This is a genomic window from Pseudomonas sp. B14-6, assembly GCF_013260315.1.
Lineage (GTDB): Bacteria > Pseudomonadota > Gammaproteobacteria > Pseudomonadales > Pseudomonadaceae > Aquipseudomonas > Aquipseudomonas mandelii.
Window position 1 is genome coordinate 2819154 of sequence record NZ_CP053929.1, and the last position, 23925, is coordinate 2843078.

The 23925-nt window shown below is 56.0% G+C and carries 24 protein-coding genes and 1 pseudogene; 17 read left to right on the plus strand and 8 right to left on the minus strand.

Features of this window, described 5'->3' with window-relative positions:
* Window positions 1-42: 42 nt before the first annotated feature.
* Both HP062_RS12835 and acs read right to left on the minus strand, forming a co-directional pair.
* Window positions 43-816, minus strand: a complete 774-nt coding sequence (locus HP062_RS12835) for an ABC transporter substrate-binding protein (RefSeq protein WP_010457256.1) — start codon at window positions 814-816, stop codon at window positions 43-45.
* 700 nt (window positions 817-1516) lie between these two features.
* Window positions 1517-3472 (minus strand): acetate--CoA ligase, encoded by a 1956-nt coding sequence (gene acs / locus HP062_RS12840; protein ID WP_172791493.1) that lies wholly within the window; start codon window positions 3470-3472, stop codon window positions 1517-1519.
* Window positions 3473-3931: 459 nt separating this feature from the next.
* On the opposite strand from acs, the gene HP062_RS12845 reads away from it, so the two are divergent.
* The 8 genes from HP062_RS12845 to HP062_RS12880 all read left to right on the plus strand — a co-directional run bounded on the left by HP062_RS12845 (window position 3932) and on the right by HP062_RS12880 (window position 11607).
* Window positions 3932-4195 (plus strand): DUF2790 domain-containing protein, encoded by a 264-nt coding sequence (locus tag HP062_RS12845; protein ID WP_010457261.1) that lies wholly within the window; start codon window positions 3932-3934, stop codon window positions 4193-4195.
* Between the two features lie 188 nt (window positions 4196-4383).
* Window positions 4384-4668: a hypothetical protein gene (locus HP062_RS12850; protein ID WP_077748655.1), complete on the plus strand. Its 285-nt coding sequence runs from the start codon at window positions 4384-4386 to the stop codon at window positions 4666-4668.
* Between the two features lie 517 nt (window positions 4669-5185).
* Entirely contained in the window at window positions 5186-6436 is a 1251-nt protein-coding gene (locus tag HP062_RS12855; protein ID WP_017340233.1) for a ribonucleotide-diphosphate reductase subunit beta, read from the plus strand.
* A gap of 30 nt (window positions 6437-6466) precedes the next feature.
* The gene (gene dgt, locus HP062_RS12860) at window positions 6467-7915 is read left to right on the plus strand and encodes a dGTPase (RefSeq protein WP_172791494.1); all 1449 of its coding nucleotides are present in this window, start codon (window positions 6467-6469) and stop codon (window positions 7913-7915) included.
* Window positions 7912-8508: a hypothetical protein gene (locus HP062_RS12865; protein WP_256666165.1), complete on the plus strand. Its 597-nt coding sequence runs from the start codon at window positions 7912-7914 to the stop codon at window positions 8506-8508. Before dgt ends, HP062_RS12865 begins: the two co-directional genes overlap by 4 nt.
* Before the next feature lie 399 nt (window positions 8509-8907).
* Window positions 8908-9441 (plus strand): Bro-N domain-containing protein, encoded by a 534-nt coding sequence (locus HP062_RS12870; protein WP_172791495.1) that lies wholly within the window; start codon window positions 8908-8910, stop codon window positions 9439-9441.
* A 110-nt stretch (window positions 9442-9551) separates the two neighbouring features.
* Window positions 9552-10274, plus strand: coding sequence for an HNH endonuclease (locus tag HP062_RS12875; protein ID WP_172791496.1), 723 nt, complete (start codon window positions 9552-9554; stop codon window positions 10272-10274).
* A gap of 328 nt (window positions 10275-10602) precedes the next feature.
* Window positions 10603-11607: a hypothetical protein gene (locus HP062_RS12880; protein WP_172791497.1), complete on the plus strand. Its 1005-nt coding sequence runs from the start codon at window positions 10603-10605 to the stop codon at window positions 11605-11607.
* Here the strand turns inward: HP062_RS12880 and HP062_RS12885 are convergent.
* The gene (locus HP062_RS12885) at window positions 11593-12765 is read right to left on the minus strand and encodes a hypothetical protein (protein ID WP_172791498.1); all 1173 of its coding nucleotides are present in this window, start codon (window positions 12763-12765) and stop codon (window positions 11593-11595) included. The two genes, HP062_RS12880 and HP062_RS12885, sit on opposite strands and share 15 nt — an antisense overlap.
* Window positions 12766-12866: 101 nt before the next feature.
* On the minus strand, window positions 12867-13682 hold the full coding sequence (locus tag HP062_RS12890; protein WP_172791499.1) for a sulfite exporter TauE/SafE family protein: 816 nt from the start codon (window positions 13680-13682) through the stop codon (window positions 12867-12869).
* Window positions 13683-13794: 112 nt separating this feature from the next.
* On the opposite strand from HP062_RS12890, the pseudogene HP062_RS12895 reads away from it, so the two are divergent.
* The 3 genes and pseudogenes from HP062_RS12895 (at window position 13795) to HP062_RS12905 (ending at window position 15255) form a co-directional block, all read left to right on the plus strand.
* Window positions 13795-14560: pseudogene (locus HP062_RS12895) on the plus strand (helix-turn-helix domain-containing protein).
* Window positions 14561-14653: 93 nt separating this feature from the next.
* Complete coding sequence (locus tag HP062_RS12900; RefSeq protein WP_010457271.1) at window positions 14654-14971, plus strand: helix-turn-helix transcriptional regulator; 318 nt, start codon at window positions 14654-14656, stop codon at window positions 14969-14971.
* 11 nt (window positions 14972-14982) lie between these two features.
* Entirely contained in the window at window positions 14983-15255 is a 273-nt protein-coding gene (locus HP062_RS12905; RefSeq protein ID WP_010457272.1) for a hypothetical protein, read from the plus strand.
* 101 nt (window positions 15256-15356) lie between these two features.
* Here the strand turns inward: HP062_RS12905 and HP062_RS12910 are convergent, their stop codons facing one another.
* Entirely contained in the window at window positions 15357-16886 is a 1530-nt protein-coding gene (locus HP062_RS12910) for an amidase family protein (protein ID WP_172791500.1), read from the minus strand.
* A 113-nt stretch (window positions 16887-16999) separates the two neighbouring features.
* Complete coding sequence (locus tag HP062_RS12915; protein WP_077748662.1) at window positions 17000-18076, minus strand: MBL fold metallo-hydrolase; 1077 nt, start codon at window positions 18074-18076, stop codon at window positions 17000-17002.
* Between the two features lie 213 nt (window positions 18077-18289).
* On the opposite strand from HP062_RS12915, the gene HP062_RS12920 reads away from it, so the two are divergent.
* Entirely contained in the window at window positions 18290-18898 is a 609-nt protein-coding gene (locus HP062_RS12920) for a TetR/AcrR family transcriptional regulator (protein ID WP_083375917.1), read from the plus strand.
* 139 nt (window positions 18899-19037) lie between these two features.
* Entirely contained in the window at window positions 19038-19574 is a 537-nt protein-coding gene (locus tag HP062_RS12925; RefSeq protein ID WP_172791501.1) for a DUF1003 domain-containing protein, read from the plus strand.
* Between the two features lie 7 nt (window positions 19575-19581).
* On the opposite strand, the gene HP062_RS12930 is transcribed toward HP062_RS12925, so the two are convergent.
* Entirely contained in the window at window positions 19582-20523 is a 942-nt protein-coding gene (locus HP062_RS12930; RefSeq protein WP_172791502.1) for a LysR family transcriptional regulator, read from the minus strand.
* Between the two features lie 15 nt (window positions 20524-20538).
* Between HP062_RS12930 and HP062_RS12935 the strand changes: the two genes are divergently transcribed.
* On the plus strand, window positions 20539-21246 hold the full coding sequence (locus HP062_RS12935; protein ID WP_172791503.1) for a CTP synthase: 708 nt from the start codon (window positions 20539-20541) through the stop codon (window positions 21244-21246).
* Complete coding sequence (locus HP062_RS12940) at window positions 21243-21572, plus strand: antibiotic biosynthesis monooxygenase (protein WP_172791504.1); 330 nt, start codon at window positions 21243-21245, stop codon at window positions 21570-21572. The genes HP062_RS12935 and HP062_RS12940 overlap by 4 nt, the downstream gene beginning before the upstream one ends.
* Window positions 21573-21685: 113 nt before the next feature.
* Here HP062_RS12940 and HP062_RS12945 read toward each other — a convergent pair whose 3' ends face one another.
* Window positions 21686-22012: a DUF2025 family protein gene (locus HP062_RS12945; RefSeq protein WP_010457284.1), complete on the minus strand. Its 327-nt coding sequence runs from the start codon at window positions 22010-22012 to the stop codon at window positions 21686-21688.
* A 235-nt stretch (window positions 22013-22247) separates the two neighbouring features.
* On the opposite strand from HP062_RS12945, the gene HP062_RS12950 reads away from it, so the two are divergent.
* Window positions 22248-23375: a glycerophosphodiester phosphodiesterase gene (locus HP062_RS12950; RefSeq protein WP_154501429.1), complete on the plus strand. Its 1128-nt coding sequence runs from the start codon at window positions 22248-22250 to the stop codon at window positions 23373-23375.
* Between the two features lie 233 nt (window positions 23376-23608).
* Complete coding sequence (locus HP062_RS12955) at window positions 23609-23914, plus strand: PepSY domain-containing protein (protein WP_154912421.1); 306 nt, start codon at window positions 23609-23611, stop codon at window positions 23912-23914.
* The last annotated feature ends 11 nt before the right edge of the window (window positions 23915-23925 follow it).

Sequence of the window (23925 nt, forward strand, 5' to 3'; positions counted from 1 at the left end):
ATCCTGTTGCTTGCGCCATTTCGGACTTGTCGCCGGGACGTGTTACTTGCCGTAGATGTCGAAGGCGAAGTATTTGTCCTGGATTTGCTTGTACTTGCCGTTCTCGCGAATGGCAGCGATAGCGGTGTTGATCTTGTCTTTCAGCGCGTCGCCCTTGCGAACCGCGATACCCACGCCGTCGCCGAAGTATTTGACGTCGGTGAAGGCCGGGCCAACGAAGGCGAAACCTTTGCCAGCGTCGGTTTTCAGGAAACCGTCATCGAGCAGCGTAGCGTCTGCCACGGTGCCGTCGAGGCGGCCAGCGGCCACGTCGAGATAGATTTCGTTCTGCGAACCGTAAGGCTTGATCTCGGCACCCAGCGGGGCCAGGACTTCGCGGGCGAAACGCTCGTGGATCGAACCACGTTGCACGCCGATGTTTTTGCCCTTGAGCTCAGTCAGGCCTTCGCTGACTTGAGTGCCGGCCTTCATGACCAGGCGCGCCGGGGTGTTGTAATACTTGTTGGTGAAGTCCACGGATTTCTTGCGGTCTTCAGTGATCGACATGGACGACAGGATCGCGTCGATCTTGCGCACTTTGAGCGCCGGGATCAGACCGTCGAACTCTTGCTCGACCCAAGTGCACTTGACCTTCATCTCTTCGCACAGAGCGTTGCCGATGTCGTAGTCAAAACCAACAATGCTGCCGTCCGGTGCTTTGGAAGCAAACGGAGGGTAAGCCGCTTCGATACCGATTTTCAGAGGCTTTTCATCAGCGAAAGTCGGCAGGGACAGCACGGACAGTGCCAGGGCGCCAAGCAGCACGAGTTTCTTCATCTTGGGACTCCATCGGTAAAGGGCTAAAACGGCAGAGTGAGCGACAGCCCAATATGCGAATGAGTGGAACCGCAAAGCGGTGCTGCGTCGTAGGAACCGCGCGCTTTTTTCAACGCGAGCCACAACGAGCGAGTGATCGGCATTCTAACGACAGGCCCGAAGCCGATATTTCTTCAATGCGACAACTAATTACAGATGCACCGAGAAAGCCGCTTGAGCGCGTTGACAGCCCTGCAAATTCATGCAAGAGCAAAAGACAGTGAACCGATCACTGCTGCAAATTGCGGGCCTATTATTGGCAAACCCTTCTAATCCGGCAAGCGCAGCGTTGTGTCTTATTTTTTAGCTGGGCTGGAGAGGCCCGGGAATGGGGGTTGGCGTTTCCCAATGCCCCGCATCGGAGCGCGCGGTTACACATTCAGTTACTTGAAGGGTGGAGGGTAACAGTGGGAAAGCGCCTACAAGTGAAGCCGATAATTATTGGGCGTTGTTTATAGAGTGCCTGACAGATCGCCATCGCTAGCAGGCTAGCTCCCACAGGGATCTCCAGGGGATTCGCAATTTGAAACGAGCGCAGTTCCCTCTGTGGGAGCTAGCCTGCTAGCGATGAGGCCCGACCGGCCAACACAAAAACCTCAGACAAAAAAAGCCCCATCCGGCACAACACCGGATGGGGCTTTTACTGACTCAGAGATGTCGGTTAAGCGACATTCATGATCTTGTGCTCATCAATCAAATGCTGCACCACCCCCGGATCCGCCAGGGTGGAGATATCACCCAACCCATCGTATTCGGCGGTCGCAATCTTGCGCAGGATCCGGCGCATGATCTTGCCCGAACGGGTTTTCGGCAGCCCCGGTGCCCACTGGATCACGTCCGGCGAAGCAATCGGACCGATCTCTTTACGCACCCAGTTTTTCAGTTCCAGACGCAGTTGCTCGCTCGGCTCTTCACCCGCGATCAACGTGACGTAGACATAAATGCCCTGCCCCTTGATGTCGTGCGGCACACCGACCACGGCCGCTTCGGCAACTTTCGGGTGCGCAACCATCGCGCTTTCGATTTCGGCGGTCCCCATGCGGTGGCCGGACACGTTGAGCACGTCGTCCACACGCCCGGTGATCCAGTAGTAACCGTCTTCATCGCGACGTGCGCCGTCACCGGTGAAGTACATGCCACGGAAGGTCTTGAAGTAGGTGTCGACGAAGCGGTCATGGTCGCCGTACAGCGTGCGCGCCTGGCCTGGCCACGAATCGAGAATCACCAGGTTGCCCTCGGCCACGCCTTCGATGATGTTGCCCAGGTTGTCGACCAACGCTGGCACCACGCCGAAGAACGGACGTGCCGCCGAACCCGGCTTGAGGGCGTGAGCGCCCGGCAGCGGGCTCATCATGTTGCCGCCGGTTTCGGTCTGCCACCAGGTGTCGACGATCGGGCAGCGGGACTTGCCCACATTCTTGTAGTACCAGTCCCAGGCTTCCGGGTTGATCGGCTCACCCACCGAACCGAGCAGGCGCAAACTGCTGCCATCAGCACCTTCAACAGCAGCTTGACCCGACGCCATCATCGCGCGGATCGCGGTCGGTGCTGTGTAGAGGATGTTGACCTTGTGCTTGTCGACGATCTTCGCCACCCGGGTGATGTCCGGGTAGTTCGGCACGCCTTCGAACAGCAGCGTGGTCGCGCCGTTGGCCAGCGGGCCGTAGACGATATAGCTGTGGCCAGTGACCCAGCCGACGTCGGCGGTGCACCAGTAGATTTCGCCCGGGCGGTAGTCGAACACGCGCTCGTGGGTCATGGCGGCGTACAGCAGGTAACCGCCGGTGGTGTGCTGCACACCCTTCGGCTTGCCAGTCGAACCGGAGGTGTAAAGGATGAACAGCGCTTCTTCAGCGCCCATCTCTTTCGGCGCGCAGACACTGCCCGCCACTTTCATCAGGTCTTCGTACCAGATGTCGCGATGCTGGTTCCACTTGATGTTGCCACCGGTGCGCTTGCACACGATGACCTTCTGGATGCTGCTGGTTTCCGGGTTGGTCAGCGCGTCATCGACGTTGGTCTTGAGCGGGATCTTCTTGCCGGCACGAATGCCTTCGTCAGCGGTGATGACCACTTTGGATTTGCAGTCGATAATGCGACCGGCCAGGGCTTCCGGCGAGAAACCACCGAACACCACCGAGTGAATCGCACCGATCCGGGTGCAGGCCAGCATGGCGACCACGGCTTCGGGGATCATCGGCATATAGATAGTCACCACGTCGCCGCGGTGCACATCCTGGCCGCGCAAGGCGTTGGCGAACTTGCAGACTTGTTCGTGCAGCTCGCGGTAGGTGATGTTGCGGCTTTCGGCCGGGTCATCCCCTTCCCAAATGATCGCGACTTGATCGCCGCGCTCGGCCAGATGACGGTCGAGGCAGTTGTAGGAAACGTTGAGGGTGCCGTCGGCGAACCATTTGATGTCGACATGGTGATCGTCGAAGGAGGTCTGCTTCACCGTGGTGAAAGGCTTGATCCAGTCGAGGCGCTTGGCTTGCTCGCGCCAGAAGCCGTCCGGGTTGACGACCGACTGCTGGTACATGGCTTTGTAGGTTGCCTCGTCAGTCAGCGTATTGGCCAGAACCTCGGGACGAACGGGATACAGAGAAGCCGCACTCATCTTTCTTACCTCGGTGGAATAGTTGTTTTTGTATGGCCCCAGTTGTAGCCGGGCCGGGCCTATAGAACCATTCGACGATGGTAGTAACAAGCCCCTACAAATTACCGTGATAAGCCTGGAATGCGCCGCTAAAAGCACACCAAACCCCTGTGGGAGCGAGGCTTGCCCGCGAAGAACGATAACGCGGCCCACCTGAAAACCACATCACCGAGATCGCCAATTGTTCGGTTTCTACCACCTTAATCGGTGATTGTTACGAAATCTGTCAAAGGTGTTTATCAAAACCCCACCTATATGAATGCCCCCCCACGCCTAAAATCAGCCCGCCAACAAGGCAACGTGATTAACCAAGTTGCAGCCCCCACGAAGGCCGTTAATCCAAGACTCTTTAATCAAGCTCCACACGCAACCCCAAAAAGGTTGCGTGACCCCATTCGACCTCTAAAAGGTAAATCTGAAATGAAAGCTTTATTAGTTCTGGCCCTCAGCAGCCTGTGCGCAACCGCCATGGCAGACGAGGTCCCGACTGATGTCGCACAGCAGAAACCCGCCATCGAGGAATACACTTACTCGACTCACCTGGACATCGCCAAAGTTATCTCCATGAGTGAAGTTCCTAATGTGTGCGAAGTTGTTCCGGTGAAAATGGAATACGACGACTCCCAAGGTCAACGCCACATCCTGCGCTACAGCATCATGGGCAACGGCTGCACTAACGGCTGATCACCCGCCCGCCTCATAACGGTTCGACCCATCCGCCCCGCCCTTTCAAGGCTGATGCAGCGCCGAACCGTATATATCGATTAATACGATTATTTTAAGCATTTATTTGCGCTTTTTAATCAAATTAGTTGACGTAGCATTCACTCCATACCCAAGGCACAAAACGCCAACGAACCTGGAGCACTACCATGAAAACCAAACTGATCCTCGCCCTGACCCTTTCTGTTCTGGCCGCTAACACCTTCGCTGCTGACGGTTTCGACCGCACTGTCGCTTCTGACGGCTACGACCGTACCGGTACGGCTTCCTTTGCCGCCGATGGTGCCGATCACGTCGGTGCAGCCAAACTGGCTTCGGATGGCTTTGATCACACCGGTGCCGCCAAAGTCGCCGCTGACGGCTTCGATCACACCGGTGCGGCCAAACTCGCTGCCGATGGCGCCGATCACGTCGGTGCGGCACGCCTGAGCTGATCATCGAGCGTGACTTTACAGCCCGGCTTCGGTCGGGCTTAGTTGTGTCTTGAACCACCGAAAACCGATTCAAAACACAACATGTAGTGAAAAACCGGTTTTTTTGCCTATTTTTTGAACAAAAAAGTAGCGCATCAAAATTTATGAAAAAAAATCTTAACCCGCGATCTCCAGCCAAAGCCCTGTAAACCCTCGCTCCGACCGAAAAACCCGCCTTCTCGACCGCTCCATGCGCGGATTCGCCCCACCACGGCCGCAAAAATTTCCCTATAATGCCGGCTTAAACGGGCCTGCAATATTCCCTTACAGGGATAACAGCCAGTCTGAAGCCCACGCCGACGTCCTCACCGATTTCTGCGCCCCTCAGAGGCTCTCGGAACCCCGTAAAAATTTATGTTTATTTGCCTGCGTGTACCGCTGCAAAAAACGCTATCCAACGCGGCCAGTACGGCCGTGTGAAAAATAACCAATCAGTTTTCACACGGGCATCTGGCCCTCACGCAGGAGACGACACGTCATGCTGAGCTGGGACGAATTCGACAAAGAAGACAGCGGCGAGACCGTGGTAAAAGGCGCCAACGCCGGCCACGCGACTGAAGCCAACATGGACCGACTCGACACCGCTGGTGGTGTCGCCGCTCAAGAAGCTCGCGCCGTAACCGCGAACGACTCTGCCGCCATCGCCCGTGCCAAAGCAGCCCTGGACAACCTCGACATCGCCGAAGGCCTCGCCGAACTCGAAGGCGCCTCCGCCCGTGTCGCCGTCGACGAAAAGCGCATGATCAACTGCCGCGCCGACCTCAACCAACTCGTACCGTTCAAGTACGACTGGGCCTGGCAGAAATACCTGGACGGCTGCGCAAACCACTGGATGCCGCAAGAAGTCAACATGACCGCCGACATCGCCCTCTGGAAAGACCCGGAAGGCCTGACCGACGACGAGCGCCGCATCGTGATGCGCAACCTCGGCTTCTTCTCCACCGCCGACTCCCTGGTTGCCAACAACCTGGTCCTGGCCGTGTACCGCCTGATCACCAACCCGGAATGCCGCCAGTACATCCTGCGCCAGGCTTTCGAGGAAGCGATCCACACCCACGCCTACCAGTACTGCATCGAATCGTTGGCCATGGATGAAGGCGAGATCTTCAACATGTACCACGAGATCCCATCGGTCGCGAAAAAAGCCACTTGGGGCCTCAAATACACCCGTTCGATCTCCGATCCGAAGTTCGAAACCGGCACCGTCGAAACCGACAAAGAACTGCTGCGCAACCTGATCGCCTACTACTGCGTTCTGGAAGGCATCTTCTTCTATTGCGGCTTCACCCAGATCCTCTCCATGGGCCGCCGCAACAAAATGACCGGCGTCGCCGAGCAGTTCCAGTACATCCTGCGCGACGAATCCATGCACCTGAACTTCGGCATCGACGTGATCAACCAGATCAAAATCGAAAACCCACACCTGTGGGATGCCGAGATGAAGGAAGAGGCTTCGCAGATGATTCTGCAGGGCACTCAGCTGGAGATCGAATACGCTCGCGACACCATGCCTCGCGGCGTGTTGGGCATGAACGCGGCGATGATGGAGGACTACCTGAAGTTCATCGCTAACCGTCGTTTGAGCCAGATTGGTTTGAAGGAAGAGTATCCAGGGACGACTAACCCGTTCCCTTGGATGAGCGAGATTATGGACTTGAAGAAAGAGAAGAATTTCTTTGAGACGCGGGTAATTGAGTATCAGACTGGCGGGGCGTTGAGCTGGGATTGATTTCAGCCAACTAAAACGTAAGGAACAGAAATGAAAGGCTCTGAAAAACTCAGGGCCTTTTTTACAAACGGAGAAGTAATGGAATACTCAAAAATTATTAGTGGCAGCAGGCTTCGCTCGAGCACTGCTATTCGAGAACACAATTTAGAAGCCGAGACCGAAAGCGACAAAGCTCGTATATTATTTTCGGCACCATTTAGACGTCTTCAAAAAAAGGCGCAGGTATTTCCTTTAGAGTCTAACGCTGCAGTACGAAGTCGTTTAACTCACACACTAGAAGTTGCGACTGTCGGAAGGCAAATTGCGCAAAAAATCTCCAAAGTACTAGCAAGCGAATCAAAAATCGAATCGAAAGAGGCTTTCGTCAACATTGTAGAATCTGCTTGTCTTTTGCATGACATTGGAAACCCTCCTTTCGGTCATTTTGGCGAAGCAGCAATATCGAATTGGTTTAAGAAAAAGGCAAAAATACAAAACTCTATATTCGAATCAGAAAGGTCAGCACACGAAAACCACTATATAGACTTTGAAAATTTCGATGGGAATGCTCAAGGTTTGCGAATTATGACCAAGCTGCAGGGAGAGGATCAATTTGGTCTAAATTTAACCTGCTCAACAATAGCAGCTTATCTAAAATATACGCACCCAGAACACTCCAGAGACAAAAACATTAATGACTTCCATAAAAAACCAGGTTTCTTTTTGACCGAAGAAGACTCCTTAAAAGAAGTCTGGAACAAACTTGAAATACCCGACAATACTCGCAGCCCTCTAACTTTCATCATGGAAGCAGCGGATGATATCGCATACTGCCTCAGCGACATTGAAGACGGTATAGAAAAAGAAATTATTACTTACGACCAACTAATCATAGCAATTTCAAGCAAGCTTAGTGGCGATATCTTAGATTTTTGGCACGATATAATTTCTAATGCCAACCGAAACAGCGACCATGTAAGCAAGTTCATATCAATCAGAACCAACTTGATCAACAAATCAACGGAACTGGCAAAATCCACTTTTCTATCAAACCAGGAAGATATATTATCTGGGAGCTTTACGTCATCGCTCATACCAGAGGACTCTTATGAGCACAGAGTACTTAAAGTTGTTAGAGACTTTGTAGCTCGTAATGTTTATACATCACCAGAAGCAGAAATCATCGAGCTTTCTGGAAACAGTATAATCACCGGAATCTTAGACAAATTAGCACCACTTCTTGAGCTGAGCTTCCCTGAATTCGAGTTCATCCTAAATAAAGATGTCAAGAATGTAAAGCTGAATGGACTTCAAATAGAGGCCAGATTATTAAACTTGCTTCCTGAACAATGTAAAAAATCATACCGCGCCGACTCAGCTACAACACCAGAGTACGAATGGATTTATCGTACCCACCTACTAGTTGATTACATCTCAGGCATGACGGACGACTTCGCACTAGAAATGTACCAAAAATTAGCTGGCATTAGAACTACATGAAATTAGATTCAAGCCACCCTTCTGAAATCATCAAAGAGCTAGCCAATTGGCTAGCCGATGAACTATTGTTTGAACTTAGTATCTACGAGTACGAACCTCAATCTATACTCGACACAAGAGAAATATTCAAAATAAGGGCAGCAGACTTCACTCAAGAAGCTATTGAAAACAAAATAGACAATCTCGCACCAAACAAGGAATTAGCATTCCACTCTATACTTCGCCACAACAAAAAAAAATATCATATTCCAATGATTGACTTTCAGGCACCTGAAAACAAAATAAGAGAGTCAATTAGCTCTCTAGAGAAAGTCATTCCAAAAAGCATATTTAACGAACTTGTTTTTTATAATTCCGGTCGCTCTTGCCATGCTTACAGTCTGAAAATCATAAGCAATTCAGAGTGGATCGATTTTATGGGACGATTACTTCTAGTATCACATCCGCATGAAGATCAAATTATCGATACTCGATGGATAGGACACAGACTTATGTCTGGGTTCAGTAGCTTAAGATGGAGTGCCAATACAGATCAATATCTAGCATTACCTCGAAAAATCATAATGCACTCGACATTAAAAAATATATTCTGACAGGTTTACACCCACGCCTACTTTTCCGGTGCTCATCAGTTACGGGAGAAAAATTGAATCTTGACTGGATAGTTTGAACATCATAATCTCCTCTTTCCGGCGCCTAAGAAACGCCTCAAGTAGCGGCCTGACCGCTCCCGAAAGATGCGGCTTTTTTGTGCCTACGGATTTCTCGTGGGCGTGAAAAAACCTCTGCTATGTCGGGAGTGGGCTAATACAAGACCCGTAAGGGGAATATGTCCGGCCTTCTACTTGGGGTTTCTTAACTCCCGGCGCCTTAGCCCTAAGAAAGCTATCAAGTAGAGGTAATGGATATGCCTAAGCGTTTTCCCTTCCTATTGAAGGAAATGACCTACATTTGCACCGTAAAAAATCTGCTTCCGCTCCAGGAGGCCGATCATGTCTGATCCTTACATTCCCACAGTATTTATTCGCCAAAACCTCGAACTTCACGCCCTCCTCCTGGAAAACCAGCCATGGTTTTGTGCCCGAGATCTGGGTCGCTTGATGGGTTTCCACCTTAACGATCGCGTAGTCAGCAAACTGGATGAAGATCAGCGGCACACGTTGCTGATCGACTACCACGGGCAACCGGAAAAACGGTTGATGCTCAGCGAGTCCGGCGTCTATGCGCTGCTGGTCTATCACTACGCACCGGGGAATCGATTGTTGCGAGAGTGGCTGACACATCAAGTGGTCCCGGCGTTGCGCGACGCGGGGCAGTCGAAGAATGCGGATCGACCGATGTTGAGTTTGTTGGATTGGCCGGAGATGTCGTTGAGTCTGTTGCATTGGCAGGATGAAGGCTGGATTCGGCTGCGGGACATGCCTTATCTGTTGCTCAATCGCACACGGCGGCGGGTGCCGGTGGTTAAGCCTTGGTGGCGGAAGGTTTTGGAGGCGCTTCAGTCATCGAAGCATTCGGTTGGCTAGCCTTTGTAGGATTAACTGAAAGAAGCGTCGGTCTTTTCTGTAGGAATTTTCGTAGACAGTCGTGATGGCCACTCAGTATCGTCCGAGGGTATTCAGCCCTCGGCGATTGTATGGACACGGAAAAGAGCAACAGCGATTGGACTGACATTGAGATTCAGGCAGCGGTAGACGCCTATCTCAGCATGCTGTCCCGCGAGCAGAGTGGTCTGAAAGTCGTTAAGACTGAGGAGAACCGCATCCTGCGTGAGGGTGCCTTAGCCGGTCGGACCAAAGGGTCGGTTGAGTTTCGGATGCAGAACATCTCTACCGTTCTGGTGGAGTTGGGTCGAGCTCGCATTGCGGGCTACAAACCCGCTAAGAATGTCGGCGCGAATGTTGCGCGAAGCATTCGAGACGCGCTCAACGCTCCAAGTGCTTTGACACCTGAGGATTTTGCTCCGACGGCGGACGAGGCAACGCTGGAACAGCGATCTGCCAAACTTGAGAAACAACCGATTAAAGACGTGCCGAAAGGGATTGAGAGGCCAGAACAGACTCAGTCCAACGGAAAGTCTTATGTTCGCGATCCTGAAGTGAGAGCTTGGGTTCGCCAGCAGGCTGAAGGTCGATGCGAAGGCTGTGGCGAGCCTGCTCCGTTTGAAAAGGATGGCAGACCGTTTCTTGAGGTTCATCACGTTAAGCACTTAGCGCAGGAAGGTTCGGATCGTCCGAGCAATGCTGTGGCGCTGTGCCCAAACTGTCATCGCCGTTGTCACCATTCGGGTGACCGGGATGAGTTCACTGCTTCGCTTTATGACAGAGTCAAGCGGTTGAGACGTGAAGAATTGGGCTAAATGAGATTCGTGGCGAGGGAGCTTGCTCCCGCTCGACTGCGAAGCAGTCGCCCAGCAAACAACTTCATCTGTCTGATGCACCGCGCTTGCCAGGTTTGGGTCTGCTGCGCAGCCCAGCGGGAGCAAGCTCCCTCGCCACAGTTAGTGTGTTGCTATTGAGTCAGCGCTAGGTAGATAGACTGAGTTGATGTTTCGAATCGCGAGCAGGCTCACCCCTACAAGGTTTGGTGGGTTGCCCCAGATTTTGCGGCGTGTTGAAAACATTCAGTGCAACCCGCCCCGCCTCCCGCTATTAATACCCTTCCCCCCTCAAGGACCCGAGCCCACCATGAAATTCGACCTCGCTTACTGCCTCAGCCTCGACGACAAGCTGTCGATCTATGACGTGCGCGATCTCAATTTCGACGAAACCATGGATTTCGATTCCGCCAAAGAACACTTCCAATGCCCCAACGACGCCTGTCGCTCGGCCTTCGATGCGGCAAATGTACTGACGACGTTCAACGCCAAAAACGTGAATTACGTTCGCACCCCGCACTTCAAGAACACGCCCAGCACCCGGCATGTGGCGGATTGTCCTTATGCCAGTCTCAAGGCGTCGGCGTCAGGTGTGGATGCGGACGGTGCGGAAACGGATGACAGTCGCGAGGAGCATTTCCCGTCGGAGTTGTTGCTGACTCGGCGTGAGTATGTGCGTAAGCCGTCGAACCCGGCGGTGGCGGCGGATGTGGTGCGGGACGATCCGACGCCAACCACTGAGGCTAGCAACACAGAACACCCAAGCCGTGAATCGGCACCGGACAAGACCAGTGTCTTCGCCCATCCGGTGGAGTGTTTTGTGTCGAACTTCGAAGACAAGGACCTGCTCAAGCGCATGCCGCTGAAGATTGGCGAGCACACGGCGCCTTATGGGTCGTTCTTCAAGAAGATCGAATACCTGACGGACAACAAGGGGCTGATTTACTGGGGCAAGATCAAGGAGATCAAGGATTACACGCAGAGCTTTCGCATCGATTTCGAGCAGAAGGTCTGGTTCAAGCAGGCGGACGAGGCGAAGAAGAAGCCGTATTCAGTCAACGTTTACCTGAGCAAGAAGTTGATCGAGAACTACCGCAAGCGCAAAGCGTTTCTGGAAGAGATCAAGCACGCCATCGACAGCGAAGCGGAGTTGTATTGCTTCTTTTATGGCGTGACGCCGGAGTTGAAGCAGGTGCCAAGCAAGAAAAACCCCGAGCAGACGTTCGGGGTGTTCAGTGCGAATATCGAGAACCTGGATCACTTTATTATTCGTGAGGCGCCGGGGTTATCGGGTACGCAATCAGGGCAGCTGTAGCGCAACGCCGCCGGGGTGTTGCTTGATCAGGCTATACGGCAGGACACCCCAGCCCACATTTCCACACACAGCGGCCACGTGAGGAAAGGACGGATCTAACTTGATCCCCTGCTCGGTGAAATACCAGGAAGGAAAACTCCAGCGGTCCTCGTCATCGTAGTCGCAGTCGTCATCCCCTTCTGGCGTGACCGTCATTTGATTGGGATAGAGATTAAGCAATTGCGCCACCAGCCACGGCGCCAGCTCTTTGCCGCGGTAATCAGAATAGGCACTGAATGACTCAGACGAAGAAATGTAGGCGTCGTAGTTTTCCTCGTAGTGCAGCGGCTTTCCCTGTCCCACCCACAGCACGTCATCAAGCGTCAGAGATTGGCCCGTTTTAGCATCGAGGTTGAGTGAGTCATTGACCTGATCCGGGTAAGCACCGCCACAGAAGTACTCGGTTGAGACACGGACGCTCATGACGTTCGGCGTCATCCACAGAGGCTGACTCGTCTGTGCGTAGTAGGCGTCAGCGTAGTTAGCGAAGCATCCGTAATACCCCACAACCTCCTGCCACAAACGGCCCATCAATTGCTGATTGATACGCTTACGCTCCTCAGCGCTGTAGCCCGAAACCACTTCAAACAGCTCGGCTTTGGATTGTGGGTCGCGCCACCATTGCAGCGTGTAACCCATGAAGGTTTCAGTCTTGCCTTGTGTAAGCTTCATACCCTGCAAGCGCAGGTATTCATAAGGCGCCTTGTCGTGAAGTCTGGCGAGATAGGGCAAGGTATCAGCGGGAATCTGAGGAAGGTTCGTTGGCTGCAGATCAATCTTCAAGACTTTGCCTTTAGGACTAGTCCATTCTCCGGACCAGCCGCTGGACTTTGGTTGTAGGCGAATTGTCGGAAAAGGTTTGTGCTCTCCATATCGCTGGTCACCCTCTTCCAGCACAAGTGTTTTTCCTTCCTTTGAGCCACTAAGCACCAAGTCCTTGCGGTACTTTTGGTAAAAGTAACGACCCTCACTGCCATCGGCGCTCACCTCCAGCACAATCGGCATTTTTCCCAGAGTCCCGGTATAGACCTGCTTGCCGCTGTCGGCCCACAACATCGTAGAAAACGTGGAGCACACCAATACGACAATGCCAGCAAGACGAAACAGTCCTTTAAACATCAAATCATCCTTGAATGCAGCGAGTATTGGCTCGCAAGAAAGAGCGGCGGATTATGGCGAACCCATGTTCGAGAATCGATAAAAAGCTGACTAGATAACGATCAGCTCAGGCACATGCTGACCATCACCAACACCAGCAACCCCACATAGACCCGCGCATGCACCCGATCCGGTATCCGCCCAATCCAAGGCGTAGCCAGCCGAATCCCCACCAGCGATCCCATCGTCAACACCGCAAACGCCAGCAGATCCACATAGCCAATAAACCACGGTCCCAGATCAAACTCGGTGAACCCCGCCATCGCCATGTAAGTCAGCGTCCCGGCCAACGCCACCGGCAGGCTTAACGGATTAGCCATGGACGTCGCCTGACTCATGCTCAACCCGCACCGTCGCAACAACGGCACGGTCATGACGCTGCCGCCTACGCCGAGAAACGTTGCGATCACGCCGATTCCTACACCGCCGCCGGACACTTCCGCCCTGCCCAATCGTCGTGGGATTGCGGTGTCGGACGCTGTCAGAAAACCACGTCGGAACAGGCAATCCACAATGGTCACGCCCAGGTACGCGATGAAGGCATAACGAATCACCTCACCACTCACCCACATCGCGGCGAGCGCTCCGAGGATTGCGCCCAGGCCGATGAACCCGCCCAGCGGCCACAGATAATGACGAATGAGATTACCGGCGCGGCGGTGTTTGCCGGTGGCGATCAATGCGTTAACGATCATCACGCAGGTCGAAGTCGCCACGGCAATGTGCATTGCCGATTGGCTGACGGGGTCATCGGCACCATGGCTAGCCATGAGCATGCGATAAAGCAATGGCACCACAACGAAGCCGCCGCCAAAGCCGAACAACACCGCAGTGACGCCAGTCACGCACCCGAAAAATGCCAGCAGGAGATAAAACATTGCGTGTCGTCCGTTGGTTGAGAGCGGTCGACAATAGAGCGATGAGCCTTGGCCTGCTTCAGCAAGTCAGCCAATAATGTTCGCGTTTACGCCAATTGTTGGAAAACGCTCAATGCGCAATGTTTCGATCAATCTGCTGGATGACACACCGCGCTCGGTGGTGGCGGTCGGTACGGATTATTCCCACGGTCATGTGTTGCCCCGTCATACGCATCGGCGGGCACAACTGCTGTACGGCGCGACGGGGGTGATGCAGGTCAGCACGCACGATGGCAATTGGGTGGTGCCGCCGCAGCGGGCGGTGGATTCCGGCGGGGGTGGCGCATGAGGTGCTGATGCTGGGGGTGAGCACGCGCAGTTTGTACATCGAACCTGATGCGGTTGATTTGGGGGATCGTTGCCAGGTGATCAGTGTGTCGCCGTTGATGCGGCACTTGTTGATGGAGGCGGTGGAGATCCCGCTGGCGTACGACGAGGCCGGGCGCGATGGCGCGCTGATCGACTTGCTGTTGCATGAACTGGCGCGCAGTGCTCACTTGCCGTTGCACATTCCGTTACCGGTCGATGCGCGGTTGCTGGGGTTGTGCCAAGGCTTTTTGCAGCGGCCCGACGCGCATCAATCGCCGCAGCAATGGGCCGATCAATTGCACATCAGCTTGCGCACGTTCAATCGGCTGTTCCGTCAGCAGACAGGGCTGAGTTTCAGCCAATGGCGCCAGCGGGCCTGCGTGGTGCTGGCCCTGGCGCGGTTGGCGGCGGGGACGCCGGTGACGCGCATTGCGCTGGATTTCGGTTATGACAGCCCGGCGGCATTCTCGACCATGTTTCGCCGCGTATTGGGGCAGGCACCGTCCGTCTGGATGGAGGGGGCGACATAGAAAAAATCAAAAAATGAGTTTGATCCGGGCGCAAAACAACTGTACAAAACAACAGTACTTTTTGGATTAGCACTCTCGAGCCCGGAGAACACCATGGCCTCTCTTGCGATGAAAATCACCCTGGAACGTATCGCCCTTTTCCAATTCACCCCGGCCCACTGTGCCCAGGCCCGAGCGATGCTGGGTTGGAGCGTGGAAGAGCTCTCGGAGGAATCCGGTGTCTCCGTGGACGCCATTGTGCGATTCGAGGCCGAACGCGATGTGCTGGATGTCACCCGGCTGGCGTTGGCGTATCGGTTTGAATCGGAAGGCCTGGTGTTCTTCCCCGGATTTGCGCCGGGTCGGGGGATGAATGTGAGAGGGTCGACGCCTGATCCGGTGGGTCGGGCGGACTACGCGATGGTTGAGTGAGGAGTCAGCAGATGAATGGAATCGATGAATGCGACAGGCTTGGTCATCCGTCTTCGGGTGCTGCCGATGCGGGGGAAATGAGGGCCAAGGCCGAATACCTGATGAAGATCGGCATGCTGCTCGACACCGGTCAGTTGGGCAAGCTGGAAGCGGCGCAGAGGCTTGGACTGTCAGCGGGGGAAATGGATGAAATTCTCGACGGGAATGTTTGCGACCTGACGGTGGCGAAGATCGCGGGCCGCTCCATGGCGAGCGGCCCGACGGCAGAAGATCAGGCGTTCTGAGGCGTGACTGGATCGCCCTTTCAGGAAGGCTCATGGCTTGCCTCGCTGGTCGAGCAGCCACGGCCTTTAACGCCCACCATCACCTGCCTTGGTCTTGGACCTTACTGCTCCCGAAACGCCGGATTCTGACGCTCTAACGACGCTTGTTCATAGCTGTAAGCCAGCGCCAGCAGTTGGGGTTCACTCCAGCGCTGGCCGAAAAAGAACACAGACGTTGGCAGTTCATCGCTGTTCATGCCCGACGGGACGGTAATGGCTGGGTAGCCAGCGACTGCGGCACTAAATTGCGAGTAGCCATCGGCATCGGCGAACATTGCATCCAGATTATGTTCAGCCATTTGCTCATCAATGGCAGCCTTGAAGCTGGCACTGAGCACGCCGAACATCTCGGTTGCCTGTGAGTGGGTCATGTCCAGTTGGTTGATGTCGTTCAGCATTTGCTGCCCGTAACCTTCGGCACCCGGATTCAGCTCGTTGAAATCGATCAACTGTTGAAGCGTCTGAATCGGTAACCCTGAGCGGCTGGCCAGGTACTCGGGCAGTTCATGTTTCATGCCTGCCATGAGGGTGTTGAAGTAGCCATCGATATCCGGCAGTCGGACGCTCAACGGCACCAGGGTCGCGCCTTGCTCTTCCAGTGTGGCCAATGCCATCAGGAATTCAAAACCGGGTCGAAGCACAGTGCCGTTGGTGCCGACGTACTCGGTCGGGTAACCGATTCTTTTGCCTTGCAGTGCATCCGTGTTGAGCAGCGCGGTGTAGTCAACGCCCACTGGCGCATCGCTGGTGACAGGGTCACGGGCGTCAACGCCTTGCAGGGCGTTGAACATCAGCGCGGCGTCACGAACGGTGCGCGTCAGGGTACCCGGCGTATCTTGCAGACGGGTGATGGGAATGATGCCCGATCGGCTGAACAGACCCAGCGTAGGCTTGACGCCCACCACGCCATTGGCCGAAGCAGGGCACGCGATGGAACCGTTGGTTTCGGTCCCCATGGCCAACGGTGCGAAACCAGCGGCAACACCGGCGGCTGAACCCGAGCTGGAACCACAGATTTCACCATTTAACACGTGGGGGTTTTTACCCTGGCCACCTCGGCCACTCCAACCGTGGGGCAAGCCCATTTCCCGGACGTAAGCCCATTCGCTCATGTTGGTTTTGCCGAGGATGACGGCACCTGCGTCACGCAGCTGTTGGACCACAAACGCGTCGTTCGCAGCAGGCTGGCCGACCATGGCCAAAGAACCCGCGCTTGTTTGCATCTGGTCCGCTGTGTCGATGTTGTCCTTGAGCAGAACAGGAATGCCGTGCAGCGGACCACGCACTTTTCCGTCCTGACGCTCCTGGTCCAAAGCGGTGGCAATGTCGATGGCCTGTGGGTTGAGCTCGATAATCGCGTTGATCGTCGGCCCTTGCTTGTCCAGCGTGTGGATGCGCGCTTGCAAATACTCCACCAGTGTGACTGAGGTGAGTTCGTTGCGCGCCATCCGCTCGGTAAGCTCGCTGACGCTCGTATATTCGAGCGACTGGGCAGTGACGGAGGTGTTGCTGTCTGCGAATGCAGGTCCGGTGACCGATAGCAGAATGATCTGCGCCAGTGCCGTCATGCGGCTTTTTAAAACGTCCTTCATTTACAGCATCCTTGATATGGCTAATCGCGGGTGAGTCATTTCACCCGCCGCACAGCCTACCGAAACCGTAGGAAACGGCTGTCAGTCACAAGGAGCTGTCAATGTAGGAAACATCATCCAGACTTGTAGCCGCTACAAGCCAAACGCCCTTCTTCCTTCACTGTACTTTCCATTTCCGACCACCATGCGGCCCCTCGCTGTGGGTACATGACGTTGAACGCCTCGCCCATTTGCGGCGTGGTGATCGACACATTGCGTTCCCAGGCCAAGGCGAGGATCCGGTCGAAGGGCTCGAACCAGGCGTGCATCGACAAATCGAAAGTGCCGTTGTGGATGGGCAGTAACCAGCGGCCCTTGAGGTCGATGTGCGCTTGCAGGGTTTCTTCCGGCTGCATGTGAATGTGCGGCCACTCGACGTTGTAGGCGCCGGTTTCCATGAGGGTCAGGTCAAACGGGCCGTGCTGTTCGCCGATGCGTTTGAAGCCATCGAAATAACCGCTGTCGCCGCTGAAGAAGATCCGCGTGTCGCCATCGATCATCACCCACGAGGCCCAGAGCGTGCTGTTGCCATCGAACAGGCCGCGCCCGGAAAAGTGCTGCGACGGTGTGGCGATGAACTGGATGCCATCGACTTCCGTGCCCTGCCACCAATCGAGTTGGCGCACTTTGCTGGCATCGACGCCCCATTTGACCAGGGTGTCGCCGACGCCAAGTGGGGTCAGGAAGTAGTTGGCCTTGTCCGCCAGTGTGAGCACCGTTTGATAATCGAGGTGGTCGTAGTGGTCATGTGACAGGATCACCGCCTCTATCGGCGGCAAGTCATCGAGGCTGATCGGTGGCTGGTGGAAACGCTTGGGGCCGGCCCATTGCACCGGGGAGGCGCGCTCGGCGAAGACCGGGTCGGTGATCCAGAATTTGTCCCGCAATTTGAGCAGTACGGTGGAGTGGCCGAGGCGATAGACGCTGTGGTTGGGCGCGGCAATCAACGCGGCGTGGCTCAGGGATTGCACCGGGACGGGCGCAGTTGGGCGAGTGTCGCGCGGTTTGTTGAAAATCATGTTCCACATGATGCGCAGCATTTTTCTGACGCCTTCACGTTGCACAGGCACATGATTCTGGAACAGCCCTTGTGCCTGACGGGAAGCTTCGGGTGTGGAGGCATTGTCCGCAGGGGAAATTGAGTCGGCCATGTCTGAGTAACTCCAGAAAAACCGCAAAGTGCGGATTTCACGGTGGGACGATAATTGGCCAAAGCACGCACGCATCAGCCGGAGATTCTAGTATTCACTGCACAGGATTAACGAAACATTACACTGCACAGTGTAGTTTCTAGGTTGCATCAAAGCGGATCACAAGTAAACTGCCGAGTGTAATTCTTCTCTGCCGACTGCCGAAGCGTACTTATGACAGCTCCACAGCGCCTCACCGACCGAAAACGCGAAGCCATCATTCAGGCGGCGATTGCCGAATTCCGTGCCAACGGTTTCGACATCACCAGCATGGACAAGATCGCCGCCACCGCTGGGGTGTCGAAGCGCACGGTGTACAACCACTTCCCCAGCAAGGAAGAATTGTTCGCCGAAATCCTCAATCAACTGTGGGCGCGGGTGACCGCCGAACAGGAAACGTCCTACCGCCCTGACCTGCCCCTGCGCGAGCAAATGCGCCAGATGTTGCAGGCGAAATTGCAGATGCTGGGCGATGAAAACTTTCTCGACCTGGCGCGGGTGGCGATCGCCGCCACCATCCATTCTCCCGAGCGCGCGCAGAACATGGTGGCCCGGATGGGCGAGCGTGAAGAAGGCCTGACTGTGTGGATCCGCGCCGCCCAGGCGGACGGTCGATTGAAGCCGGTCGCCCCCGAATTTGCCGCGCAGCAGATCCAGGGGATGCTTAAATCCTTTGCGTTCTGGCCGCAGATTTCCATGGGGCTGCCCCCGCTGTCAGATGAGATGCAACGCACCGTGGTGGAGTCAGCACTGGACATGTTCCTGGCCTGTTATCAGCGCTGAATCGAGCTGCCATAAATGACAATCTCTGCCGAAACACCGATCACAGGGCGCGCTGAATAAAACGCGGCAATGTGTTTCAAAATGAAAATGGCGCTGGGGCTATAGTGAACGTCAGTCCCAGCGCCACGCAGAGATCATCATGACCACGCCGACCCACGAAACCAAACCCGCCGCTGCCGTCGACCATCTGCGCTTTCACCGCCCCCATGCTCACTTGGAGCCAACGTTCGGCAACGACAAGTTCGCCCTGCGCGCCGAGGCCTTTGCACGGTTCTTCGGCACGCCGACCTTCCTGGGCGCCCAGACGCTGATCGTGGCGATCTGGATCTGCCTTAACGTCTCGGGCGTGACCCAGTTCGACGTTTATCCGTTCATCCTGCTCAACCTGGCGTTCAGCCTGCAGGCGGCGTATGCCGCTCCCCTGATCCTGTTGGCCCAGACCCGTCAGGCGGCGCGGGACAAAGCCCAGACCGATGCCGATGCCCTGCACCGCGAATCCATCGCCGTGGCCAACAGCGAACGCCAGGCACAAGCGGCGCAGAACACCGCGCAACTGCTCGAACTGCTTGAACTGAACACCCGGCTTACGGAAATGACCAAGAACCTGACCGAACGCATTGAAAGCCTGACCTCGGAAATGCATCAGCATTTAGTGAATGATCATTCGAAGGATTAGCACCCGGTCACGGCAGTCGAAGCGCCCGCCCCAGCTCATCGAACAACGTCACCACCGAGCGCAACGCGCGGCAGTCCGGACGGGTCAGCAACCAGAGCGCGGTGTCGTAACCGTGCAGCGGGCCAGTCAGTGGTTGCAGTTCATCACCGATCAAAAAGTCCGGTAACGCCGCAACGCCCAGCCCGGCACGCACCAACTCGGTCACCGACAGCATGCTGTTGCAGCGATAAGCCGGTGTGACGCCGGGCAATTGCTGGCGCCGCCATGCCACGGTGGGGTGGTCGGGAAGAAAGTCATCCGGCGCGATCCAGGTCAGCGAGGCCAGGTCTTCAGGATCGACTGATTTCAGGTACGCCGCACTGGCACAGACCCGATAGGAAATATCCGCCAGACGTCGACCAACCAGATGCTCGGGCGGTGCGCGAGTCAGGCGCAAGGCGATATCGGCATCCCGACGGCTGAGGTTGGCGAAGTCGTTGGAGGTGCTCAGTTCGAGGGTCAGCGCCGGGTAGGACGGCATGAACTGCGCCAGCGCCGGCAGCAGCAACCCTTGCAGGACAGAATCGGTGCAGGTCAGCCGCACCGTGCCGCTGATGACTTCACCGCCCTGCTCCACGCCAATGCGCGCCGCGTCCAGCGCTTGTTCCGCGCGCTCGGCTTGCTCGGCCAGGGTCTGGGCGAGTGTGGTCGGCAGGTAACCGGCGCGGCTTTTTTCGAACAGTTGCTGGCCCAGCGCGGCTTCCAGTCGGCGAACCGCGCGAAACACCGTCGACACGTCGACCTTCAATAACGCCGATGCCCGGGCCAGAGAGCCGCCGCGCACCAAGGCGAGGATCAGCGCCAGGTCTGGATAGTCGAGTCGATAGTGCGTCGCTGCATTGATCACTTGGGATAACGCCAATATTGAATGCGTGAGCGCCAATCTATAGTGGGTGCCAGGAATCAACAAGCGTCGAGATCACTCATGGAAAACACCGCCCTGCGCATCGCCCTGATCGGTGATTACGACCCACAGGTCACCGCCCACCAAGCCATTCCCGTGGCGCTCGGCATGGCTGCCGAACAACTGAACGTGGATGTGCAATTTCAGTGGCTGGCCACCGATCACATAAACGCCGCCACCCCGTTACACCACTTCGACGGTTTCTGGTGCGTGCCCGCCAGCCCTTACCGCGACATGGACGGCGCGTTGCGGGCGATCCGTTTTGCCCGTGAGCAGCAGCGACCGTTCCTCGGCACCTGCGGCGGTTTTCAACACGCGGTGCTTGAGTTCGCTCGGAACGTATTGGGTTGGGAAGACGCCGAGCACGGCGAAACCCATCCCGGTGCAGCACGCGCATTACTCACGCCGCTGACCTGCTCATTGGTGGAAGCAACGGACAGCATTCGCCTGGTTGAAGGCTCGTTGATCGCCAACGTGTACGAAAGCGCCGAGATCGTTGAGGGATATCGCTGCCGCTATGGCGTGAACCCGGCGTTCGAGCGTGAGTTATTGAGCCAACAGTTGTGCGCCGTTGGCCATGACTCGACCGGCGACCTGCGGGCGGTGGAGCTCCAGGGTCATCCGTTTTTCGTCGCCACCCTGTTCCAGCCCGATCGCGCCGCGCTCAACGGCACGCTACCGCCGCTGGCCCGGGCGTTGGTCGAAGCCTGCAAAAGGCAACAGCCATGATGGCCGATACGCCATCAGCGCCGTACTACGCGGTGATTTTTACCTCGCTGCGCACCGACGGTGATCAAGGCTACGCCGAGGCCGCCGAACGCATGCTGGAACTGGCCCGTGAGCAGCCGGGGTTTCTCGGTGTTGAGTCGGCTCGGGGTGAGGATGGGTTGGGGATTACGGTGTCGTACTGGGCCAGCGAGGCGGCGATTCTGGCGTGGAAACATCATCCTGAGCACCGTGCGATCCGTGAGCGGGGGCGGTCGACGTGGTATTCGGCGTGTCATACGCGGGTGTGCAAGGTTGAGCGGGCGTATGGGTTCAAGGCCGTAAAATGATGCGGTGTTCTTCTGGCCGCCTTCGCGGGCAAGCCTCGCTCCTACATAGGGCACCGACAACCTGTAGGAGCGAGGCTTGCCCGCGAAGAGGCCAGTCCAGACACAGCAAAACTTCAGCCCCGAACCAGACTCCGCACCGCCGAAATCTCCGGCACTTCCCGCCGATTCATGTACACCCGCAACGGCTCGGTCACATTGATCCGGTCATCAATATTCTGATCCAGCAACAATTGAATCAACTCACGCTTGAGCGTCATGGCCTGCCCAGGCCCCGGCGCCCAGACAAATTCACTGGTGGGAATGATCCCGTCATCGGCCACGTCCATACCAAACGAGTCTTCGCTGAAACGCACAATGTAGTGGCCGGTCTTGCGATTGAGGCCGACGAAGCCCTTGAGTTGGTCAGCGGCCTGGCAGATAAGCTCGGAAGTGATGCGCATATAAACCTCACAAAAGGTCGTTAACGACCGGTGAACGATGGTTTACACGCAAGAACAGGCATTCGGATTTCCCTCTGCCGGGGAAACGCCGGGGCCAAGAGTACTGCAAAGAACCGCACAAAAGCGCTGAAAAAATCTGCTTTAAACACGTTTATGTCGGTCTGGCGATAGCGCTGGCGGCGCTCAGTTGTTAAAAGAGACGTCTTTGAAAATTCAACGCGAAAGGACCTCGACCATGCCTGTTACCTTCACCAAAAGCGCCCTGCTGCTGAGCATGCTGCTGGGCTTCGGCCAGGCACAGGCCGCCAACGAGCCCAGCCCGACTGCACTGGCCACCCGTTTGGGCATCCCGCACCCGGCGGTGATCGCCCACCGCGGCGCATCCTACGATGCACCGGAATCCACGGCGGCGTCTTACAGACTGGCCCGTGATCTGGGCGCCGATTACCTGGAACTGGACCTGCAACGCAGCAAGGACGGCGTGCTGTTCGCCCTGCACGACAACAACCTGCAACGCACCACCGACGTTGCCACCAAATTCCCCGATCGCAAGGACAGCCCGGCCAACGCGTTCACCCTCGCCGAACTGAAAACCTTGGATGCCGGTAGCTGGTTCAACGCCGCGTACCCGGATCGCGCACGTCCGTCCTTCGTCGGCCTGAAGATCCTGACCCTCGACGAAATCATCGACATCGCCCAGGGCAATCCGCTGCACAAACCCGGCCTGTACATCGAAACCAAAGAACCAAAGCAATTCCCCGGCCTCGAACGCGACCTCAAGGACAAATTGCAGGATCGCGGCTGGCTGAGCCCGGCCGGTTCCAAACTGGCGAAAAGCAATCTGGCGGTCGGCCAGGGCAAGGGCAAAGTCGTGCTGCAAACCTTCGAGAAGAGCAGCCTCGAACTGCTTGAGAAGGAAATGCCGCAAGTGCCGAAGATCCTGCTGCTGTGGGTCGGCGAAGGCAGTATCGAGCCTAAGTCCAAAGTGACGTTTGCCGAGTCCGGCGACAAGGACAAGGCCACCTACTACGCCAAACAGGAACCGAAAGACAAAGCCGAATTCCAGCAATGGGTCGAGTACGCCAAGGCCCAGGGTGCGATCGGCACCGGTCCTTCGGCCGCGTTGACCAAGGGTGGCGATCAGAGCTATTCGGACCTGGTGAAACCGTGGATGAACCAGTACACCCACGATCAAGGCCTGCTGGTGCACGCCTACACCATCGACGAAGCAGTTGATTACCAGAAAGTCATGGACGCTGGCGTCGATGGCATCTTCACCAACCGCGCCAGTGAATTGCTGAAGTTCTACAAGCGCCCGGCGGCCGGGACGGTGGCGCAGTTGCTGCAGAACAACGGGTACTGATCGCTAGCTGACACGACACCGCGTCGTCTTCTTCGCGGGCAAGCCTCGCTCCTACGGGTTCTGAGTCGATCACAAATAATGCGACCGCCCCAAATCCCGTAGGAGCGAGTGATGCGGCAAGCCGACTTGCCCGCGAAATCTTCCAAACGACACGGTGATTGGAATTAAGGGTGAATTAAGTTGCCACAGTTAATCTGGACTCACTTAAACAGATCACCCCAAGGAATGAACCCATGAAAACCCTGACTGCCCTGTTCACCGCTGCTGCCCTGACCCTCACCGCTGGCCTGGCTCAGGCTGACGTTCGTGTCGACCAGATCCCTGAGCTGGTCAAGAGCGGCAAGATCAAGCCACTGGAAGAAATGAACCAGGAGGCACTGAAACGGCACCCAGGCGCGATCATCACCGACACGGATCTGGACAACCACTTCAACAACTACGAGTACGAAGTGGAACTGAAAACCGCTGACGGCAAAGAATTCGACGTGGACTTCGATGCCACCACCGGCAAGGTCCTGAGCGACAAACAAGACACCTGATACCCGTATAA

What these genes read in the sequence shown, in the direction of transcription:
- HP062_RS12835 (WP_010457256.1), bottom strand. Translation starts at nt 816, where the DNA reads ATGAAGAAACTCGTGCTGCTTGGCGCCCTGGCACTGTCCGTGCTGTCC.
- acs (WP_172791493.1), bottom strand. Translation starts at nt 3,472, where the DNA reads ATGAGTGCGGCTTCTCTGTATCCCGTTCGTCCCGAGGTTCTGGCCAAT.
- HP062_RS12845 (WP_010457261.1), top strand. Translation starts at nt 3,932, where the DNA reads ATGAAAGCTTTATTAGTTCTGGCCCTCAGCAGCCTGTGCGCAACCGCC.
- HP062_RS12850 (WP_077748655.1), top strand. Translation starts at nt 4,384, where the DNA reads ATGAAAACCAAACTGATCCTCGCCCTGACCCTTTCTGTTCTGGCCGCT.
- HP062_RS12855 (WP_017340233.1), top strand. Translation starts at nt 5,186, where the DNA reads ATGCTGAGCTGGGACGAATTCGACAAAGAAGACAGCGGCGAGACCGTG.
- dgt (WP_172791494.1), top strand. Translation starts at nt 6,467, where the DNA reads ATGAAAGGCTCTGAAAAACTCAGGGCCTTTTTTACAAACGGAGAAGTA.
- HP062_RS12865 (WP_256666165.1), top strand. Translation starts at nt 7,912, where the DNA reads ATGAAATTAGATTCAAGCCACCCTTCTGAAATCATCAAAGAGCTAGCC.
- HP062_RS12870 (WP_172791495.1), top strand. Translation starts at nt 8,908, where the DNA reads ATGTCTGATCCTTACATTCCCACAGTATTTATTCGCCAAAACCTCGAA.
- HP062_RS12875 (WP_172791496.1), top strand. Translation starts at nt 9,552, where the DNA reads ATGGACACGGAAAAGAGCAACAGCGATTGGACTGACATTGAGATTCAG.
- HP062_RS12880 (WP_172791497.1), top strand. Translation starts at nt 10,603, where the DNA reads ATGAAATTCGACCTCGCTTACTGCCTCAGCCTCGACGACAAGCTGTCG.
- HP062_RS12885 (WP_172791498.1), bottom strand. Translation starts at nt 12,765, where the DNA reads ATGTTTAAAGGACTGTTTCGTCTTGCTGGCATTGTCGTATTGGTGTGC.
- HP062_RS12890 (WP_172791499.1), bottom strand. Translation starts at nt 13,682, where the DNA reads ATGTTTTATCTCCTGCTGGCATTTTTCGGGTGCGTGACTGGCGTCACT.
- HP062_RS12900 (WP_010457271.1), top strand. Translation starts at nt 14,654, where the DNA reads ATGGCCTCTCTTGCGATGAAAATCACCCTGGAACGTATCGCCCTTTTC.
- HP062_RS12905 (WP_010457272.1), top strand. Translation starts at nt 14,983, where the DNA reads ATGAATGGAATCGATGAATGCGACAGGCTTGGTCATCCGTCTTCGGGT.
- HP062_RS12910 (WP_172791500.1), bottom strand. Translation starts at nt 16,886, where the DNA reads ATGAAGGACGTTTTAAAAAGCCGCATGACGGCACTGGCGCAGATCATT.
- HP062_RS12915 (WP_077748662.1), bottom strand. Translation starts at nt 18,076, where the DNA reads ATGGCCGACTCAATTTCCCCTGCGGACAATGCCTCCACACCCGAAGCT.
- HP062_RS12920 (WP_083375917.1), top strand. Translation starts at nt 18,290, where the DNA reads ATGACAGCTCCACAGCGCCTCACCGACCGAAAACGCGAAGCCATCATT.
- HP062_RS12925 (WP_172791501.1), top strand. Translation starts at nt 19,038, where the DNA reads ATGACCACGCCGACCCACGAAACCAAACCCGCCGCTGCCGTCGACCAT.
- HP062_RS12935 (WP_172791503.1), top strand. Translation starts at nt 20,539, where the DNA reads ATGGAAAACACCGCCCTGCGCATCGCCCTGATCGGTGATTACGACCCA.
- HP062_RS12940 (WP_172791504.1), top strand. Translation starts at nt 21,243, where the DNA reads ATGATGGCCGATACGCCATCAGCGCCGTACTACGCGGTGATTTTTACC.
- HP062_RS12945 (WP_010457284.1), bottom strand. Translation starts at nt 22,012, where the DNA reads ATGCGCATCACTTCCGAGCTTATCTGCCAGGCCGCTGACCAACTCAAG.
- HP062_RS12950 (WP_154501429.1), top strand. Translation starts at nt 22,248, where the DNA reads ATGCCTGTTACCTTCACCAAAAGCGCCCTGCTGCTGAGCATGCTGCTG.
- HP062_RS12955 (WP_154912421.1), top strand. Translation starts at nt 23,609, where the DNA reads ATGAAAACCCTGACTGCCCTGTTCACCGCTGCTGCCCTGACCCTCACC.